We start from the raw sequence: 16,540 nt of genomic DNA, 5'->3' as shown, positions 1-16,540 counted from the left end.
GCACAGCTGGACGGACGGCCGGGGCCAGAGGCACCGCCGTGCGGGGCAGTTCCTCGCCGCCGGGCTGAAAAATTGCCGGGTACCACTCGTCGAAACCGCTTTCCATCCCAGCCCCCTGTGGTGCGCCACGTCCGGACAATGATTGCTTCAGCCTGCCCAGCACAGGGGACGGAACGGCACCCGGCGGGCCGAAAGACCCGCCGGGTGCCGCCGTCGTACATGCCCGAGGGAGGGGCTAGGCGGCCAGGCGCACCGCGGTGGCGAGAACGTCCAGCCCGTCGCCAAGCAGTTCGTCGCTGATGACCAGCGGCGGGAGCAGGCGGATGACGTTGCCGTAGGTGCCGCAGGTGAGGATGATGACCCCGGCCCGCAGGCAGGCGGCGGCGATGGCCTTTGCGGCCTCCGGGTTCACTTCCTTGGTGGTCCGGGCGGTGCCTGGCTTGACCAGTTCGATGGCCATCATGGCGCCGCGGCCGCGGATTTCACCGATGATGCCGGCCTCGCCAAGTTCCTCCACGAGTGCGGTGAAACGCGCGGTGACGATCCGCTCAATGTTCTGCGCGCGCCCGTTGAGGTCGTGCTCCTTCATCGTCTTGATGGCCGCCAGCGAGGCGGCGCAGGCCACCGGGTTGCCGCCGTAGGTTCCGCCCAGGCCGCCGGGGTGCACGGCATCCATGAGGTCGGCGCGTCCCGTGATCGCGGAGAGCGGCAGGCCGCCACCGATCCCCTTGGCCATGGTGATGATGTCCGGGACCACACCCTCGTGCTGGGAGGCAAACCATTCGCCGGTGCGGCAGAAGCCGGACTGGACCTCGTCGGCGATGAAGACCACGCCGTTGTCCTTTGCCCAGGCGGCGAGGGTGGGCAGGAAGCCGTCGGCCGGGACGATGAAGCCGCCCTCGCCCTGGATGGGCTCGATCAGGATGCCGGCCACCGAGGAGGCCCCGATCTGCTTTTCAATCATGGTGATGGCCCGGCGTGCCGCCTCTTCCCCCTTGATGTCCGACTCCTCGCGGTAGGGGTAGCTCATGGGCACGCGGTAGATCTCGGGGGCGAAGGGACCAAAGTTCGTCTTGTACGGCATGGCCTTGGCGGTCAGCGCCATGGTCAGGTTGGTGCGGCCGTGGTAGGCGTGGTCGAAGGCGACGATGGCGTCGCGGCCCGTGGCCAGGCGGGCCACCTTGACGGCGTTCTCCACGGCTTCGGCGCCGGAGTTGAAAAGCACGGTGCGCTTCTCGTGCGTGCCGGGGGTCAGGGCGTTGAGCTCCTCGGCGACGGCCACGTAACCTTCGTACGGGGTGACCATGAAGCAGGTGTGGGTGAAGTGGCCCACCTGCTCGCGGACGGCGTCAACAACCCTCTCCTCCGACGCGCCCACAGTCGTGACCGCGATGCCGGAGCCCAGGTCGATGAACGAGTTGCCGTCCACGTCGGTGATGATGCCGCCGTCGGCGTCGGCCGCGTAGACGGGCACGCTGGAGGCGACTCCGCCGGCCACCACGGCCTTGCGGCGGGCGTCAAGGGCTGCGGACTTCGGCCCGGGGAAGGAGCCGGCCAGGTGGCGCTTCTGCTCGAGCCGGTAGTGGATTTCAGACATGGAAAGACCTTTCAAAGTAGGGGTGCGGGCACTTAGGCGTCGAGGTTGCTCATGACGTGCTTGATGCGGGTGTAGTCCTCGACGCCGTAGATCGAGAGGTCCTTGCCGTAGCCGGACTGCTTGAACCCGCCGTGCGGCATTTCTGCGGTGAGCATGATGTGGGTGTTGATCCAGACCGCGCCAAAGTCCAGGTCGCGCGAGACGCGCATCGCCACGCCGTGGTTTGAGGTCCAGACGCTGGAGGCCAGGGCGTACTCGACGTCGTTGGCCAGCGCCACGGCCTCCTCCTCCGTCTTGAACGTCTGGACGGTGATGACCGGGCCGAAGGTTTCCTTTTGCACGATGTCGTCGGTCTGCTTCACCCCGTCCACCACGGTGGGCTCGAAGAAGAAGCCCTTCTCGCCCACCCGCTTGCCGCCGGTGACCACCGTGGCGTAGTCGGGAATGTTCTCCACGACCTTGACCACGGCGTTGAAGTGGTTGATGTTGTTCAGCGGTCCGTAATAGTTCTTGGAATCGTCCGCGTTGCCGGTTTCCAGGCCCTTGGACGCCGTGGCGAGGGCCTCGACGAATTCGTCGTGCGCGGATTCCTCCACCAGGACGCGGGTGATGGCCGTGCAGTCCTGCCCGGCGTTGAAGAAGGAGAACTCCGCAATTTCCTGCGCCGTCTTGCCCAGGTTGGCGTCGGCAAAGACGATGGCGGGCGCCTTGCCGCCCAGCTCCAGGTGGGCGCGCTTCAACCCGGCGGCCGCGCCCGTGGCCACGGCGATGCCGGCCCGGACGGAACCGGTAATGGACACCATGGCCGGGGTTCTGTGCTCCACCATGGCAGCACCCGTGGCACCGTTGCCCAGGACAATGTTCAGCACACCGGCAGGCAGGATGTCCTTGGCGATGCCGGCAAAGACCAGGGTGCTTTCCGGCGTCGTGTCGCTGGGCTTGAGCACAACGGTGTTGCCCGCGGCCAGGGCCGGGCCGATCTTCCAGACCAGCATCAGGAACGGGTAGTTCCACGGCGTCACCTGGGCCACCACACCCACCGGTTCGCGGCGCACATAGGAAGTGAAGTTCTCCATGTATTCGCCGGCGGAACGGCCCTCGAGCAGGCGCGCGGCACCGGCGAAGAAGCGCAGCTGGTCGGCTCCGGCACCCACTTCCTCATCCGCGATCATCTGCCGGACCTGGCCGGTGTTGCGGTGCTGTGCTTCAACAATTTCGTCGCTGTGGGCCTCGATGGCGTCCGCGAGCTTGAGAAGGACGGCCTGGCGCTGGCCGGGCGTGGCGTGTTTCCAGGACTTGAAGGCGGCGGCCGCGGCGGCCATGGCCGCGTCCACGTCGGCCTGGCTGGAGACCGGGGCCTTGGCCACGACCTCCCCGTTGACGGGGTTGACGATGTCCAGGGACTCCGTGCCGGTGACGGGCACAAATTCGCCGTTGATGAAATTCTGCAAGGTTTGGACCACGGTGTTCAACCTCTTTGCTTCGGTGTGGCGCGGCTGGCTTTGCCGCTTGATCCGAGCCTAAGCCCCCGATGCCGCTTGGGCGAATGGCCCTTTGCACCACGGCACTCACTTCCGATAGTGCGTTTGTATAGTTAAGGAATGGCATTATCCTTGGCAGACCTGATGGCAGTTCCGGCCCTGCACCTTAAAAACCTGGGCTCCACCCGCACCCCGCTGACCGCGCCCATCGACTGGGTGGCCGTCACCGAGCTGGAAAACCCTCAGGCGTTCCTCAGCGGCGGCGAACTGGTGCTCACCACGGGAGCCCGGCAGGGCACCGCCGACGCCCAGCGGTCCTTTGTCCGCCAGATCAGGCGCGCGGGCGCCGTCGGCATTGGCTTTGGCATTGGCTTTGAGCACGACGCGGTCCCCCAGGCCCTCATTGCCGAGGCCAACCGCTGGGGTGTCCCCGTGGTGGAAGTGCCGTACGTGACCCCGTTCATTGCGATCGGCAAACTCGTGGCGGATGCGCGGTCCGCAGACCATTACACCAAGCTGGAACGGTTGCTGCGCGAGCACCAGGTGCTGGCCCGGGCGCTGTTGACCGGCGGCGGGCTGCCGGCGCTGCTGCGCAAGCTGGCCGGCATGGTCGGTTCGGAGCTGTCCATCTCCCAGTACGGCAGCGAGGTGTTTTCCACCTCCGGAGCCACCGCCGCCGCCACGGACGGGGACGACGACGGCTGGCATGCGGTGGCGCTGTCCACCGGGAAGCGGGACGCCAGCACGCTGTGGCTGCGCAAGCCCTTCCGCGACGACGGCATTGTGGACTATGCCCGCGGCCTGATCAGCATTGAACTGAACAACCTGGCGCAGCGCCGGCACACGGCCCGCCAGATCGCCGGGCAGGTGGTGACGGACATTGTCCGCGGCACGGTGGAGGCCGCCGACGCCGACGCACGGATCGAGACGCTGGGGCTGGACCCGGCGTCAAAATATTTTGTCCTGCTGGTCCAGGACAGCGGGGACCGGTTCGCCATGCTGTCCACCATGGTGCTGCCCGCGGAGCTGCACTCCGCCGTCGCCGCCGTCATCAAGGCGGACGAACACGACGAACTGCTGCTGATCGTCCCCTCCCAGCTGGGCGACCCGGCCGGGCTGGGGCGGGCGCTGAGCCGGAAGATGCACGACGTGGGCATTACCGAGGCGGTGGGGATTGGCGGCAGCTATGCGCAGGCAAACGGGCTGCGGTGGAGCTACTTTGAGGCGCGGGAAGCCGCCACGCGGGGGCTGGACGTCAACGTCCCCGAGCGGCTGAGCCTGACCTCCCTGCTGCTGGCCAGCGGCGACGTGCCGATGGCGGCCATGGCTGCGGAGGCCCTGGGCCCGCTGGTTGCCTTCGACACCACGCACGGCGCCGAACTCGTGGACACGCTTGAAACGTACCTGCGGCTCAACGGCTCCGTTGCCGCGGTGGCCGACGCGCTCACGCTGCACCGGAACACCGTCCGCTACCGGCTGACCCAGATTGCCGAACTCACCGGCTACGACCCCGCCCTGACCCCCGACCGGGTGCAGCTGTGGCTGGCGCTGGCCGTGCGCCGCCTGTCACCGCCGGCCTGACGCCTGGCCGGCGGAGCCCCGGCCGGACCCACCCGTCACTTGTGGCGGTTCCGACGGCCCAGAGCCGCCACGACTGACGGGTCGGGCACAACAACGCCACCACAGGGGCGGCCGGGCAGCGGGTTGTCCACAAAATCGAAATCCGGCCGCCCGTCCCTCGCCGCTTGGGGCCTCAATGGAAGGCATGAAGAATCCCCAGCCGCTCCCGGATCGGCTCAATGCACGGGCGTTCACCGTTGGGCAGGCACGCGAGGCGGGCGTGGGCCGGGGAGGTCTCGTGGCTGGAAAGCTGCCGGGTCCTGGTGCTGGTGACGCCGCAGGCCGTGGTCAGCCACCACACCGCGGCCCTGCTTCATGGCCTGCGCATTCCCCGGCGCTTCGAAAGGCTGCCGGCGTTTCATCTGTCCAGGCCCGTTGGCCTGCAACGGCCGCGGCGCCGCCATGTCATTGGCCATGAGCTACTGCTCGACGCCGAAGACGTGGTTGACGTTGCCGGTGTTCCGGCCACTTCCGTGCAACGCACGTTGCTGGACATTGCACCGGACCTGGGCGTCGATGAACTGGTGGCGTTGGCCGATCAAATAGTCTGCGCCCACAACTACAGCTTTGGGCGCACGGTCCTTCCCCTGGTGGAGATCGGACACCTGCGCAGCTACCTTGCCCGCCACGCCGGCGCCCGCGGCATGCGCAAGCTGCAGCAGGCCGTGGCCCTGGTCCGGGTGGGTTCGGATTCAACACCTGAAACCCGGCTTCGGCTGCTGCTGGGCCGCTCACCCCTTCCGGAGTTTCACTGCAACCACGAGATCAGGGACGGGGCCGGCACGGGCAGGCTTGGCCCGGACCTTGCCTGCCCGGAGTTCCGCACCTGCGTGGAATACGACGGCGGCCACCACCTCACGGCGGAACAGCAGGGCCGGGACCATGACCGCAACTTCGTCACGCGGTCCCTGGGCTGGCAGCAGGCCATCATCAACAAGCACGACATGGCCGGGGACGGCACGCCCGCCATCACAAAAATCGCCCGGATGCTGGTTCTTGGCGGCTGGGATGATCCATTGGACCTCGCCGGGAGGTCCCTGCTTGGCCGCCTGGGCACGCGCAAGGACTTCGCCTGACGCCCGACCCGTCAGCTGTGGCGGTTATCGCGGCTGAAAACCGTCACAGCCGACGGGTCGGCGGGCCGGGGACGGTGGTGGCCCGCCTACCCGACGACGGCGGCGCCGCGGGAGACGTTGACCATCTCCTCCCGTGAGACCACCTTCACGCGCTCGCGCTGGACGGGACCGTTGGCGGAGGCCTCGGCGCCGAGCGCCTTTTCGTGGGCGTCCAGCTCGTGCCACCCTTCCCAGGTGGTGTATTCCACGCCGCGGCCGGCCAGCAGTTCGAGGATGGCGTCGTGCCCGGCCACGGCCGCGGCCGGAAGCCCGTCACGGTCCGCCAGCAGGTGTGTGATGGTCTCCAGGGCATCGCCCTTGGTGCTGCCGATCAGCCCCACGGGCCCCCGCTTGATCCAGCCCGTCGCATAGACGCCCGGCACCTGGGTGCCGTCGGCGTCCAGGACGCGCCCGCCCTCGTTCACCACAACGCCGCGGCGGTGGTCAAACTCCACGTCCGGGAGGGCGGAGCCGAAGTAGCCAACGGAACGGTAGACGGCCTGGACGGGGTAGTCGATGAATTCGCCGGTGCCGCGGACGTTGCCGGTGCCGTCCAGTTCGGTGCGCTCGAACGTGATGCCGGTGACCTTGCCGTCCCCGCCTGTGACTTCCACGGGATTGTGCAGGAAGTGCAGGTGCAGGCGGCGGGACGCGCCCGTGGCGGGGTCGGCGGCCTCATCGTCCTGCTCAACCAGCCAGTTGGTCAATGTGTTCACCATGGTCTTGACCTGGTTGTTGGTCTTCACGGCAACGTCGGAGGCCTCGTCAAAGTCGAAGTCCTCCGCATACAGGACAATGTCCACGTCGCGGGAATGGCTGAGTTCGCGCAGCTCCATGGGCGTGAACTTCACCTGTGCGGGGCCGCGGCGGCCGAAGATGTGCACGTCCGTCACGGGCGAGGCCTTCAGGCCCTGGTGGACGTTGTCCGGAATTTCGGTCACAAGGAGGTCGTCGGCGTGCTTGGAGAGGATGCGGGCCACGTCGAGGGCCACGTTGCCGTTGCCAATGACCGCGATCTCCTTGGCGGTCAGCGGCCACTCGCGTGGGACGTCCGGGTGGCCGTCATACCAGGAGACGAAGTCGGCTCCGCCGAAGGAGCCCTCCAGCTCGATGCCGGGGATGTTCAGGTCCGCATCGTTGATGGCACCGGTGGCGAAGATCACGGCGTCGTAGTGCGTCTGGAGGTCCTCGAGGGAGACGTCGGTGCCGTAGTCGACGTTGCCGAAAAAGCGGATGTCGCCGCGGTCCAGCACCTTGTGCAGGGCGTTGACAATGCCCTTGATGCGGGGGTGGTCCGGGGCCACGCCGTAGCGGATCAGCCCGTAGGGTGCCGGGTAGCGGTCAAAGAGGTCGATCGCCAGGACCAGCCCGTCCGCCACTTCCTGGCTCTTGGTCAGCATGTCCGCGGCGTAGACGCCGGCAGGGCCGGAACCGATGACGGCGATGCGCAGCGGGCGCCCGGCAGTGCCGCGGGCAGCGCCGGCTGGTGTCGAGGGGGTGGGTGAAGGCAAGGCTGTGCTCGTTTCTTTCAAAGGGGAAAGGGGCTTGGGACAAGTCTAGGAGAGTGTGCTGGAAGTTTCCCGCCTGCTGATGCGGGCCAGTGCCAGCGCCGCCGGGGCCAGCGGGCTGATCCGCACCACGTCGCCGACGACGACGACCGCCGGGTTGCGCACCCGGCCCGCCTGCGCCTGGGCCGTGATGGTGCCCAAGGTGCCGATGGTGACGCGCTGGTTGGGGGCGAAGCCGTTCTCGATGATGGCCACGGGGCAGTCCGGCCCGCGTCCGGCCGCCTGCAGGGTGGGGATGGAGCGGTTCAGGGTGCCGACGCCCATGAGCAGGATGACGGTGTGGTCGCTGCCGTGCGGGACGTTTTCCAGCTCCTCGTGGCCGCTGATCATGGTGAAGGCCTTGGCCAGGCCGCGGTGTGTGACGGGGATGCCGGCGGCCGCGGGGACGCTGACGGCGCTTGTGACGCCGGGGACCACTTCCACGTCCACGCCGTGGTCGCGGCAGGCGATGGCTTCCTCGCCGCCGCGGCCCAGCACGTACGGGTCGCCGCCCTTGAGCCGGACCACGCGGTTGCCGGCCTGGGCCTCGCGGACCAGGATGGCGTTGATGTCAGTTTGCGGGACGGGGTGGTGGCCGGGGGTCTTGCCGACCTCGATGATGCGCACCTCCGGGCCCAGCGTGTCCAGGAGGCCGCGCGGACCCAGCCGGTCGGCCACGACGACGTCGGCCTCCGCCAACAGACGGCGGCCGCGGACGGTGATCAGGTCTTCGGCGCCGGGCCCGCCGCCAACGAGTGCGACGGAGCCGCGGTGATGGGGGCTGTCGAGCCCCGGCCGGCTGCTCCCCCGGCGGTACCTCCCCAACGGCAGTTCGCCCGTTTCCAGCCCGGCGGCGATGGCGTTGCGGATGGCGGCGGCACGGAGCGGGTCTCCCCCGGCGTTGACGGCCACCTTGACGTCGTCCACCGTGGCAACGGCGGGCGTCCAGGCGGCGGAGTCCTCCGCGTGGGAGTGGTTGACGCACCAGATCCGACGTGCCTCGGCGTCGGCTGCCACGCGGGCGTCCGTTGCGGGGTCGCCGCTGGCCGCGACGGCAAACCAGGAGTTGTCCAAGTCGGTGCCGCGGTATTCGCGTGCTTCCCAGTGCAGGACGTCCGTGAGGGCCCGGGCTGCGCCGCCGAGGGCGGGGGCCACGAGCGTGACCCGGGCCCCGGCGTCGAGCAGGGCCTTGGCACGGCGGGCGGCAACGGTTCCGCCGCCCACCACGAGGGCGGGGCGGCCCAGCAGCCGCAGGGACGTGGGGAAGAGATCATCAATTGCCATGGCACGACCCTAGGGAGTGGAAAATAAGCTGTTCAAGACCTTCGTTACACCTGTTCACGGGGCGTCACGCGGGGACACAATCAGCGGTCCAGGCGGGTCCCTGCGAGAAAGGCGGCGGGTGGGCCCACGGGCGCGAGGCCGGGGCGCGGCCGGGGCCTACCGCGTGCTGCCGGCCAGCAGGCCCCGCCCGCGCAGCAGCCGCTTCTCCACGGGGGCAAACACCAGCAGTTCCACCGCGATGCCGACGAAGAGGATGACCAGGATGGCGGACATGACAACTCCCATGTCGGCCAGTTGGCGGCCCTGCTCCAGCAGCGAACCGAGGCCGAAACCGAGTGTGCCGCCCATGGCGATGATTTCGGCCGCCATGAGCGAGCGCCACGAGAAGGCCCAGCCCTGTTTCAGCCCGCCCACGTAGCCGGGAAGTGCGGCGGGCAGCACCACGTGCAGTGCCATCTCCCAGCGGGACGCGCCCAGGATCCGTCCCACACGGCGGTACTGCGGCGGGATCTGGTCCACCCCGGAAATGAGGCCGTTGATGATGGACGGGATGGCGCCCATGAACATGACGAAGTACACCGTCGCGTCGCTGAGCCCGAACCAGATGATGGCGGCGGGCACCCACGCCACGGACGGCAGCACCTGCAGCCCGGACACGAGCGGGCCGAATGCCCGGCGCAGCACGCGCACCTGGGAGAGCAGCAGCCCGATGGGTGTGGCCACCGCAATGCTGATTGCGAAACCGACGACACCGCGTTGCAGCGACGTCCAGATGGCCTCCTGCGCGGTTCCTTCCTGCCACAGGAGCCCGAGCGAGCCGAGGACGTCGAGCGGACCCGGCACCTGGTCGCGGCGGCGCAGGCCCAGTGTGACATAAAACTGCCAGGCCAGGACCAGCACCAGCAGGGCGGCGAGGGGCAGCAGGATGCGGGAGAGGTCCAGCCGGCGGCGGCGGGCGGGCTCGGACTGCAGCGAGTCGAGGCCGGCCTCCAGGGTCCGCAGGTCCTCGGCGCTCCCGCCCGCGGGCAGCGTTGCGGTGGGCGTTTCAGGCATGGCGGCGGATCTCCTCGCGCAGTCGGGCGGTGATGCCGGCCGTCAGTTCGCCGGCGGCCCCGGCATTCGTGCGGTGTTCGTCGGACACGTCCCATTCGGCCACCACGGTGCCCGGCCGGGAGGAGAGCAGCAGCACCCGCTGGCCCAGCCGCACGGCCTCGCGCACATTGTGCGTGACAAAAATGATGGTGCGCCCGGTTTCCCGCCACACCCGTTCCAGCTCGTTGTGCAGCAGTTCGCGGGTGATGGCGTCCAGGGCGGCAAAGGGCTCGTCCATCAGCAGCACCGCCCGGTCCTGGGCGAGTGAGCGCGCCAGCGCCACACGCTGGCGCATGCCGCCGGACAGTTCGTGCGGCCGCTTGTCCGCAGCGTGTCCCAGGTTCACCAGCTCCAGCAGTTCCCTGGCCCGCACCGTCCGTTCCGCCCGGCCCACGCCGCGCAGCTTCAGTGCCAGTTCCACGTTGCCGGCGGCGCTGAGCCACGGGAACAGCGACGAGTCCTGGAACATGAATGCCGCCCCGTCCGAGGGCACTTCCAGGGCGCCCGACGTCGGCACGTCCAGGCCTGCAATGATGTTCAGCAACGTCGACTTTCCGCAGCCCGACGCCCCCAGCAAGGCCACGAACTCGCCCTGCGCCACGGTGGCACTGACGTTTTCGAGGACGGCGGGACCGGCGCCGAAGCGCTTGCCCAGGTTTTCCAGTACGACGGCGGGGGCGCTGTCCCGCGGCCCGCCTTCCTTGCGCCGTTCCCCGGCCCCCGGCGCGCTGCCCGGTTCCCGTGCCGGCGTGAGCGTCTGCGTCATTGCGTCCCCAGTCCGGCCGCCGGCACGGGCTTTTGCCCCGCAGCCTTCAGCACTTTATTGAGCGGTGCCAGGTCAAAGATCCCCTTGATGTCGGCGGGCCCGGCCACTCCGGCCGCCACCCCGTGCGCCAGCAGCTCGGGGAACGTGGCGGCCAGGGGATCGGGCGAGAACGCCAGACCGGCCAGCGCCCTGTCCATGACGTCCGGGGCCAGCGGCTGCCCGGCGGCATCCTTCAGCCCGGCATTGATGACGGCGGCCGCCTCCCGTTGGTGTGCATCGAGCCATCGGATGGAGTCCACGTGGCCCTTCAGCAGCGCCTCCACGGTCTGCGGATGGGCGTCAAGGAACGCCTTGTTCACAACCAGCACGGTTGTACTAAATTGCCCCTCGTGCCACAGATCGGCCTCGTTGACCAGCACCTTCGCCCCCGCCTGAAGCACCAGGCGGGAGGCCCACGGTTCGGGGAGCCAGGCGCCGTCGAGCTTTCCGTCCTGGAACAGCTTGAGGGTTTGGGCGTTGCCGGTGGGGTTGATGGTGACGTCCCCGCCGCCGACCGGGGTGGTCTTGAGGCCCCGGCCCGCCAGCCATGATCGGAGGGCCACGTCCTGGGTTCCGCCGAGTTGCGGGGTGGCCAGCACCTTGCCCTTGAGCTGCGCGGCCGAGGTGATGGACGGCTTCACCACCAGCTGCGCTCCCCCGCTGGCCGCGCCGGCGATGATGCGCAGCGATGCGCCGCTGCTCTTGGCGTAGGCGTTGATGGCGGGGTTCGGGCCCAGGTAGGCGGCGTCGATCGCGCCGGCGTTGAGGGCCTCGATGGCGGAGGGCCCGGCGTTGAACACCTGTGCGGTCAATTTCGTGGTGCCGAGGTCCCTGGCGAAGATGCCCTCCTGCAGTCCGGCGATGGCCGGGGCGTGCGTGACGTTGGGGAAGTAGCCCAGCCGGAGCGTCGCCGCGGCGCCCGTCTGGGTTACGGCGTCGTTCTTGGCTGAATTGTTGTTGGCGGTGGCGGAGGCGACGGCGGCCCCTGCGCCGATGAGCACCACCAGGGCCGCGACGGCGACGATCTCCACGGTGCGGCGCGGGCCCTTGGGCTTTTCGCCCGCGACGATCCGGGTCGTGGCCAGCCTGGGCGGGTGGTCGGGCGTGGTCGGCATGGTTCGGGTCCTTTGCTGGGAGGGGCGCCTGCGGGTGGTTGACGCGCGCTACATCGCGGCAGAGGCGGCCGGGGTGCGTGGGCCGGCGGGCGCTGCCAAAATGGTCATGGCTCAACGCTAGGAAAGGGTGCGGGCGCGCTTCAACGAAGGGGACACCCGGGGTCACGGGCGTTCATGGAGCGTCACAAAGTGCCGGCTGCAAGTCCCGGCGGACGGGTGGTCAGTGTTGGAGGGTGCGGAAGCGGCGCAGGCGGAAGCGCAGCTTGCCCTCGCGGTTGAAGTCATTGCCCACGTTCTTGGTGGCCTCAATGTAGGGTTCGCCGAGGGTCTTCAGCAGGAGGTCGTCGACCACTCGGACCTGGCCGGGCAGGAACCGGTAGCCCAGGCCGGAAACCATGGCGCGCTGGTCGATGTCCATGAACCACTGCTCCACCGCGGCCACCGTGCTGAAGCCGTTGGCCCCAAACACTTCCACAAGCCACCGGTACTGGCCGGCCTTGCTGTGTGGGTACGCGGGGAAAACACGGTCCAGGAGCAGCTGGACGTTGTTGGCGTCCAGCTCCTGGGACTCGGTGGCGGCACTTTCCGACTGCATCCTTTTCAGGATGTCGGCAATGTTCACGAACTGCTGGTCCGCCAATTCGATCAGCGTCGAGGCCATGGTGAAAGCGCGGCTGATCTCGGCATTGTCCACGTGGGTGCCCTTGAAACGGATGTCGTGCTCAAATTCCGCCCATGCGTGCTGGAGCACGGTGCGCAGCTGGACCTCGAACCGCTGCCCCCGGTACGCCTCGCAACCCACCGGAGGGTTGTCCACGGGCACCTCCAGCGTCAGGTGGCGGCCGGCGTAGCCGATCCCGCCGTTCTTGCGGATGACTGCGGTTTTGTCCTCGTCGTCATGGCAGATGAACTGGTTCGTCAGGGCGATTGCCACGGCCTTGATGTCCGTTTCGACGAAGAGGATGACGCGGACGCCGACCAGGTCATCCAGGTTTTCGGGCCCGCCGGGATACCGGGGATTGCCCAGGTCATCGCGGCGATCCAGCTTTTCCTGCACGGAGGTCGGTGTCTTCACGCGGCAACGGACGTCGTGATGGTTCAGGCCGTCGTCCCGGAGACGGGCAACAATGCACTGGCGGATGGCTTCCGCGGCGGCTTCATAGTTGCTGATGCGCCCGGCAAAGTCCACAACTTCCGGGCTGAACTCACCAACGGACTGCCGCATGGTCACATCCTTTTATCCTGCCTGGGCTTGGATACAACTCTACCCATTCCGGGGGCCCCGTGGTTCGGTTGGACCGAAATCACGGGCCGGGTTTCGCACGGCCTGGCGGCCGGCCCCGCCCCGAGAGGCGGCGTTCGGCGGGGATTGTGCGGGAGCGCTTCGGGAAAGTGCCCCGGTTGCGCGCGGGCGTTGGGGGAAAGTGCCCCGGTTGCGCGCGGGCGTTGGGGGAAAGTGCCCCGGTTGCGCGGGAGCGTTTGGGGAGGACGGAGCCCGCCGACCCGCCGTGCGGGGTTATCCGGGCAGCGGCTCGTGTGTGGCGTGGTCGACGCCCGGGATGTAACGGGAAACCACCAACAGAACCCACGTGGTGATGACGTACGGCCAGGTGTAGACGCCGTGCAGGTCCTGCACCACGAGCGTGAAAAGGCAGGCCAGCACCGTGCCGGCCACCGCCATGACCCACGGCTGCCACGTGCCCTTCAGGAAGACTGCGGCCATGGCAATTGCGACGAGGACGCCCGAATAGCCCAGCACACCCTGGCCAAGGCTGACAGCATCCTCGTGCAGCAACAGGACCAAAAAGGTTTGCAGCACGCTTCCCAGCACCGCTGCCAGTCCCACCTTCCAATGGATGAGAAACAATGCCAGCAGGATCAGTCCGCCCGCCCCCACGTTGTCAATCAGTACGACTTCGGAAATATTTGTGAGCAGTGAACGGAAGAAGTCGGTCCTGAGGGAGTCGTCAATTTCGCCAATGGCCTCCGAGACATGGTGCCCCGCGGTGGCCAGCAGCATGAGCCCGCCAATAATGCAGAAGGGTGCCGTGGTGTACGGCAGCTTGTAACGCTTGAGCGGGCGCGAGTCAAAGACGCGCACCAGCACCCAGGTCACAGGCGCACAGGCCACGCCGCCAACAACCGCCGCCAGCACGCCCAGCCATCCACTGCCCAGTGAAGCGTAGGCTGCCGCCCCGACCAGCGCCCCGCAGAATCCCTGGTGTCCGTTGCGCACTTCATGGGCGGGCACGCGCAACATCAGGCCGGCCAACGACGAGCCGGCGCTGCCGAGGAGCACGAGTATCGCCATGCGCCAGTCGGCCACCGCAAAGGCCGCAAGAATCAACAGCCCGGGGACCGTCTTGGTGTGGAAAAATATCTGGGAAGTGCCATGGAGCAGGGAGAGCAAACCATTGCCAACCCACCTTCGTCCAAGGCCGGGAACGGTCTGCTGAATTTTTTGCACATTGGATTTTACACCCTGCCGCGCCCCGTTTCCCGACAGGGGACACGTTCCACCGGGCCACTGCCCGCAAGCTAGGCGATTTTGCGCCGGTACGCGGCCATGGCGAAAAGGTAGGCGACGATGAGGATGCCGGTGCACCAGGCAAGGGCAATCCAGGCACTGCTGCCCACGGGCCGGCCCTCCAACAGCCCGCGGATCGCGTTGACGATGGAGGTGACCGGCTGGTTCTCGGCGAAGGCGCGCACCGGACCGGGCATGGTGTCTGTGGGTACAAAGGCCGAGCTGATGAACGGCAGGAAGATGATCGGATAGGAGAAGGCGCTCGCGCCGTCGGCGGAGCCCGCTGAAAGTCCCGGAATGACGGCTATCCAGGTCAGCGCCAAGGTGAACAGCATCAGGATGCCTGCCACGGCCAGCCACGCCAGCGGCCCCGCGGAGGAACGGAAGCCCATGGGCAGGGCCACCAAAACCACCACGATGATCGAGACCAGGTTGGCAAGCAGCGAGGCCAGGACATGCGCCCACAACACGGAGGACCGGGCAATCGGCAGGGACTGGAAACGCTCGAAGATGCCGCCCTTCAGGTCCAGGAAGAGCCGGAACGCGGTGTAGGAGATGCCTGAGGCAATCGTGATCAGCAGGATGCCGGGCAGCAGGTAGTTGATGTAGGCGCCGGTGCCGGCATGGATGGCGCCGCCGAAGACGTACACAAACAGCAGCATGAATGCGATGGGCATGATGGTGGTGGTGATGATTGTGTCCAGGCTGCGCGTGATGTGCCGCAGGGACCGCCCCAACAGGATGCCCGTGTCGCCGAGGAAATGCTTGTTCATGGCAAAACCCTTACTTTTCCGCGCCGACGACGGCGAGGAAGACGTCCTCGAGCGTCGGCTGCTTCTCGACGTATTCCACCTTGGCGGGCGGAAGCAGCGCCCTGAGTTCTTCAAGCGTGCCGTTGACGATGATCCGCCCGCCGTGCAGGATGGCGATGCGCCCGGCCAGTTGTTCGGCTTCGCCGAGGGTCTGCGTGGTGAGCAGCACGGTGGTGCCGTGCGACGCCAGTTCCCGCACCGCTTCCCAGACTTCAAGCCGCGCCTGGGGGTCGAGCCCGGCGGTGGGTTCGTCCAGGAATATGACCGGCGGGTTCCCGATGAGGCTCATCGCAATGTCGAGCCGGCGGCGCATGCCGCCGGAGTACCCGGACACCTTTCGGACGGAAGAATCGGCCAGCGAGAACCGTTTGAGCAGTTCCTCCGCCACAGCACCCGGGTCCTTCACGTGCCGCAGCTTCGCGACGAGCACCAGGTTCTCGCGCCCGGTGAGGATCTCATCCACCGCCGCGAACTGGCCGGTGAGGCTGAAGGACTCACGCACCCGGGCCGCCTGCGTGGCGACGTCGAAGCCGTTGACGGCGGCAGCGCCGGCGTCGGCCTTGAGCAGGGTGGCCAGGATCTTCACCACGGTGGTTTTGCCGGCGCCGTTGGAACCGAGGAGTGCGAAAATGCTGCCGCGTGCGACGTCGAAGTCCACGCCGCGCAGCACCTGCACGTCCTTGTATGACTTCTTCAGGCCCCGCACACGGATCACGGGCGCCTGGCCGGCTGTGTCCATCCGGATTTTCCTTCCGCTACGGCTCGCTGCCCGCGACGCTGTCGATGGCGTCGATGAGCCGCTTGCGTTCCTTGTTGATCCACTGCCCCTCCGCATAGTTCGCCAGGAACGTCTCCACGAATTCCACCGGATCCTCGCCAACGATCCTGCGGACCGGGGTTCCGTCGGCGACGCTCTGTTCAAAGAGGTCCAGAAGGTCTTCCAGCATCCGCACCAGGGTTTCGCTGTTGGAAATCGCCCCAAAGTGCATCAGGTACCGCTCCAGCGCCTCGATGGCGGTGCGGTAGTTCGCGGGAAGCGCCTTGGAGCGGGCCTTGTACTGCCGGTATTGCTTCTTCTGCTCGAGCGGTCCGGTGACCAGCTCGATCCATTTTGCCGCCATGCCTAGTTCCCTTCCTTCTTCAGCTGCCCCAGCCGGTCGGCCAGGAAGCCCCAGGTCACCCAAAACTCGTCGAGGTAGGCCCGCCCGGGGGTGTTGAGTGAATAGACCTTGCGCGGCGGCCCCTTCTCGGACGGGACCTTCTCCACCTCGACGAGGCCGTTGCGCTCAATCCTGACGAGGAGGGCGTAGACGGTGCCTTCGGCGATATCCGTGAAGCCCTGTTCCCGCAGCCGCGCCGTGATGTCGTAGCCGTAGGCGGGTTGCACGGACAGGATCGCCAGGACAATGCCCTCCAGCGTGCCCTTGAGCATCTCCGTCATCTGCCTGCCCACCCGAACCCCCGTCATCTACCCAGTGTTACTAGCTACTGGTACATAGTAGCGTTAAGTACTGGGGATGCAACACCCCCTTTGAAGGTTAATGG

15 protein-coding genes are annotated in these 16,540 nt (G+C 67.7%); 2 read left to right on the top strand and 13 right to left on the bottom strand.

Annotation, left to right across the window (positions count from 1 at the left end):
- Positions 1–235: 235 nt before the first annotated feature.
- Together gabT and G6035_RS00070 are read right to left on the bottom strand one after the other, a co-directional pair.
- On the bottom strand, positions 236–1,597 hold the full coding sequence (gene gabT / locus G6035_RS00075) for a 4-aminobutyrate--2-oxoglutarate transaminase (protein WP_176615048.1): 1,362 nt from the start codon (positions 1,595–1,597) through the stop codon (positions 236–238).
- A gap of 32 nt (positions 1,598–1,629) precedes the next feature.
- Positions 1,630–3,060: a gamma-aminobutyraldehyde dehydrogenase gene (locus G6035_RS00070; RefSeq protein ID WP_176615047.1), complete on the bottom strand. Its 1,431-nt coding sequence runs from the start codon at positions 3,058–3,060 to the stop codon at positions 1,630–1,632.
- 138 nt (positions 3,061–3,198) lie between these two features.
- On the opposite strand from G6035_RS00070, the gene G6035_RS00065 reads away from it, so the two are divergent.
- A complete protein-coding gene (locus G6035_RS00065) occupies positions 3,199–4,659 on the top strand; it encodes a PucR family transcriptional regulator (protein ID WP_176615046.1) in 1,461 nt (486 codons plus the stop codon).
- A 218-nt stretch (positions 4,660–4,877) separates the two neighbouring features.
- Positions 4,878–5,774, top strand: a complete 897-nt coding sequence (locus G6035_RS00060; RefSeq protein WP_176615045.1) for a hypothetical protein — start codon at positions 4,878–4,880, stop codon at positions 5,772–5,774.
- Positions 5,775–5,860: 86 nt separating this feature from the next.
- On the opposite strand, the gene G6035_RS00055 is transcribed toward G6035_RS00060, so the two are convergent.
- From G6035_RS00055 to G6035_RS00005, 11 genes are all read right to left on the bottom strand, one after another.
- Positions 5,861–7,324, bottom strand: a complete 1,464-nt coding sequence (locus G6035_RS00055; RefSeq protein WP_176615044.1) for an FAD-dependent oxidoreductase — start codon at positions 7,322–7,324, stop codon at positions 5,861–5,863.
- 45 nt (positions 7,325–7,369) lie between these two features.
- Positions 7,370–8,644, bottom strand: coding sequence for a uroporphyrinogen-III C-methyltransferase (gene cobA / locus G6035_RS00050; RefSeq protein WP_176615043.1), 1,275 nt, complete (start codon positions 8,642–8,644; stop codon positions 7,370–7,372).
- A gap of 156 nt (positions 8,645–8,800) precedes the next feature.
- A complete protein-coding gene (locus G6035_RS00045; RefSeq protein WP_176615042.1) occupies positions 8,801–9,697 on the bottom strand; it encodes an ABC transporter permease in 897 nt (298 codons plus the stop codon).
- Positions 9,690–10,502: an ABC transporter ATP-binding protein gene (locus G6035_RS00040; protein ID WP_176615041.1), complete on the bottom strand. Its 813-nt coding sequence runs from the start codon at positions 10,500–10,502 to the stop codon at positions 9,690–9,692. Before G6035_RS00040 ends, G6035_RS00045 begins: the two co-directional genes overlap by 8 nt.
- Positions 10,499–11,656: an ABC transporter substrate-binding protein gene (locus G6035_RS00035; protein ID WP_176615040.1), complete on the bottom strand. Its 1,158-nt coding sequence runs from the start codon at positions 11,654–11,656 to the stop codon at positions 10,499–10,501. The genes G6035_RS00040 and G6035_RS00035 overlap by 4 nt, the downstream gene beginning before the upstream one ends.
- A gap of 220 nt (positions 11,657–11,876) precedes the next feature.
- Positions 11,877–12,881 (bottom strand): GTP pyrophosphokinase family protein, encoded by a 1,005-nt coding sequence (locus G6035_RS00030; protein ID WP_176615039.1) that lies wholly within the window; start codon positions 12,879–12,881, stop codon positions 11,877–11,879.
- Between the two features lie 291 nt (positions 12,882–13,172).
- Positions 13,173–14,066, bottom strand: a complete 894-nt coding sequence (locus G6035_RS00025; protein ID WP_176615038.1) for an urea transporter — start codon at positions 14,064–14,066, stop codon at positions 13,173–13,175.
- 128 nt (positions 14,067–14,194) lie between these two features.
- Complete coding sequence (locus G6035_RS00020) at positions 14,195–14,956, bottom strand: ABC transporter permease (protein WP_176615037.1); 762 nt, start codon at positions 14,954–14,956, stop codon at positions 14,195–14,197.
- 10 nt (positions 14,957–14,966) lie between these two features.
- Positions 14,967–15,734 (bottom strand): ABC transporter ATP-binding protein, encoded by a 768-nt coding sequence (locus G6035_RS00015; RefSeq protein WP_176615036.1) that lies wholly within the window; start codon positions 15,732–15,734, stop codon positions 14,967–14,969.
- 16 nt (positions 15,735–15,750) lie between these two features.
- A complete protein-coding gene (locus G6035_RS00010) occupies positions 15,751–16,116 on the bottom strand; it encodes a DUF1048 domain-containing protein (protein WP_176615035.1) in 366 nt (121 codons plus the stop codon).
- A gap of 2 nt (positions 16,117–16,118) precedes the next feature.
- Positions 16,119–16,448: a PadR family transcriptional regulator gene (locus G6035_RS00005; protein WP_176615191.1), complete on the bottom strand. Its 330-nt coding sequence runs from the start codon at positions 16,446–16,448 to the stop codon at positions 16,119–16,121.
- Between the last annotated feature and the right edge of the window lie 92 nt (positions 16,449–16,540).

Origin of the sequence: Arthrobacter sp. SDTb3-6, assembly GCF_013376095.1 — a bacterium.
GTDB lineage: Bacteria > Actinomycetota > Actinomycetes > Actinomycetales > Micrococcaceae > Specibacter.
Note: the sequence above shows the minus strand (reverse complement) of the source record. Positions and strands in the feature narration are given on the sequence as shown.

Bases quoted from the DNA above. Each gene is read 5' to 3' on its own strand.
- G6035_RS00020 (WP_176615037.1), bottom strand. From the start codon at position 14,956: ATGAACAAGCATTTCCTCGGCGACACGGGCATCCTGTTGGGGCGGTCC.
- G6035_RS00030 (WP_176615039.1), bottom strand. From the start codon at position 12,881: ATGCGGCAGTCCGTTGGTGAGTTCAGCCCGGAAGTTGTGGACTTTGCC.
- G6035_RS00040 (WP_176615041.1), bottom strand. From the start codon at position 10,502: ATGACGCAGACGCTCACGCCGGCACGGGAACCGGGCAGCGCGCCGGGG.
- G6035_RS00015 (WP_176615036.1), bottom strand. From the start codon at position 15,734: ATGGACACAGCCGGCCAGGCGCCCGTGATCCGTGTGCGGGGCCTGAAG.
- G6035_RS00065 (WP_176615046.1), top strand. From the start codon at position 3,199: ATGGCATTATCCTTGGCAGACCTGATGGCAGTTCCGGCCCTGCACCTT.
- G6035_RS00010 (WP_176615035.1), bottom strand. From the start codon at position 16,116: ATGGCGGCAAAATGGATCGAGCTGGTCACCGGACCGCTCGAGCAGAAG.
- cobA (WP_176615043.1), bottom strand. From the start codon at position 8,644: ATGGCAATTGATGATCTCTTCCCCACGTCCCTGCGGCTGCTGGGCCGC.
- G6035_RS00060 (WP_176615045.1), top strand. From the start codon at position 4,878: ATGCACGGGCGTTCACCGTTGGGCAGGCACGCGAGGCGGGCGTGGGCC.
- G6035_RS00035 (WP_176615040.1), bottom strand. From the start codon at position 11,656: ATGCCGACCACGCCCGACCACCCGCCCAGGCTGGCCACGACCCGGATC.
- G6035_RS00045 (WP_176615042.1), bottom strand. From the start codon at position 9,697: ATGCCTGAAACGCCCACCGCAACGCTGCCCGCGGGCGGGAGCGCCGAG.
- gabT (WP_176615048.1), bottom strand. From the start codon at position 1,597: ATGTCTGAAATCCACTACCGGCTCGAGCAGAAGCGCCACCTGGCCGGC.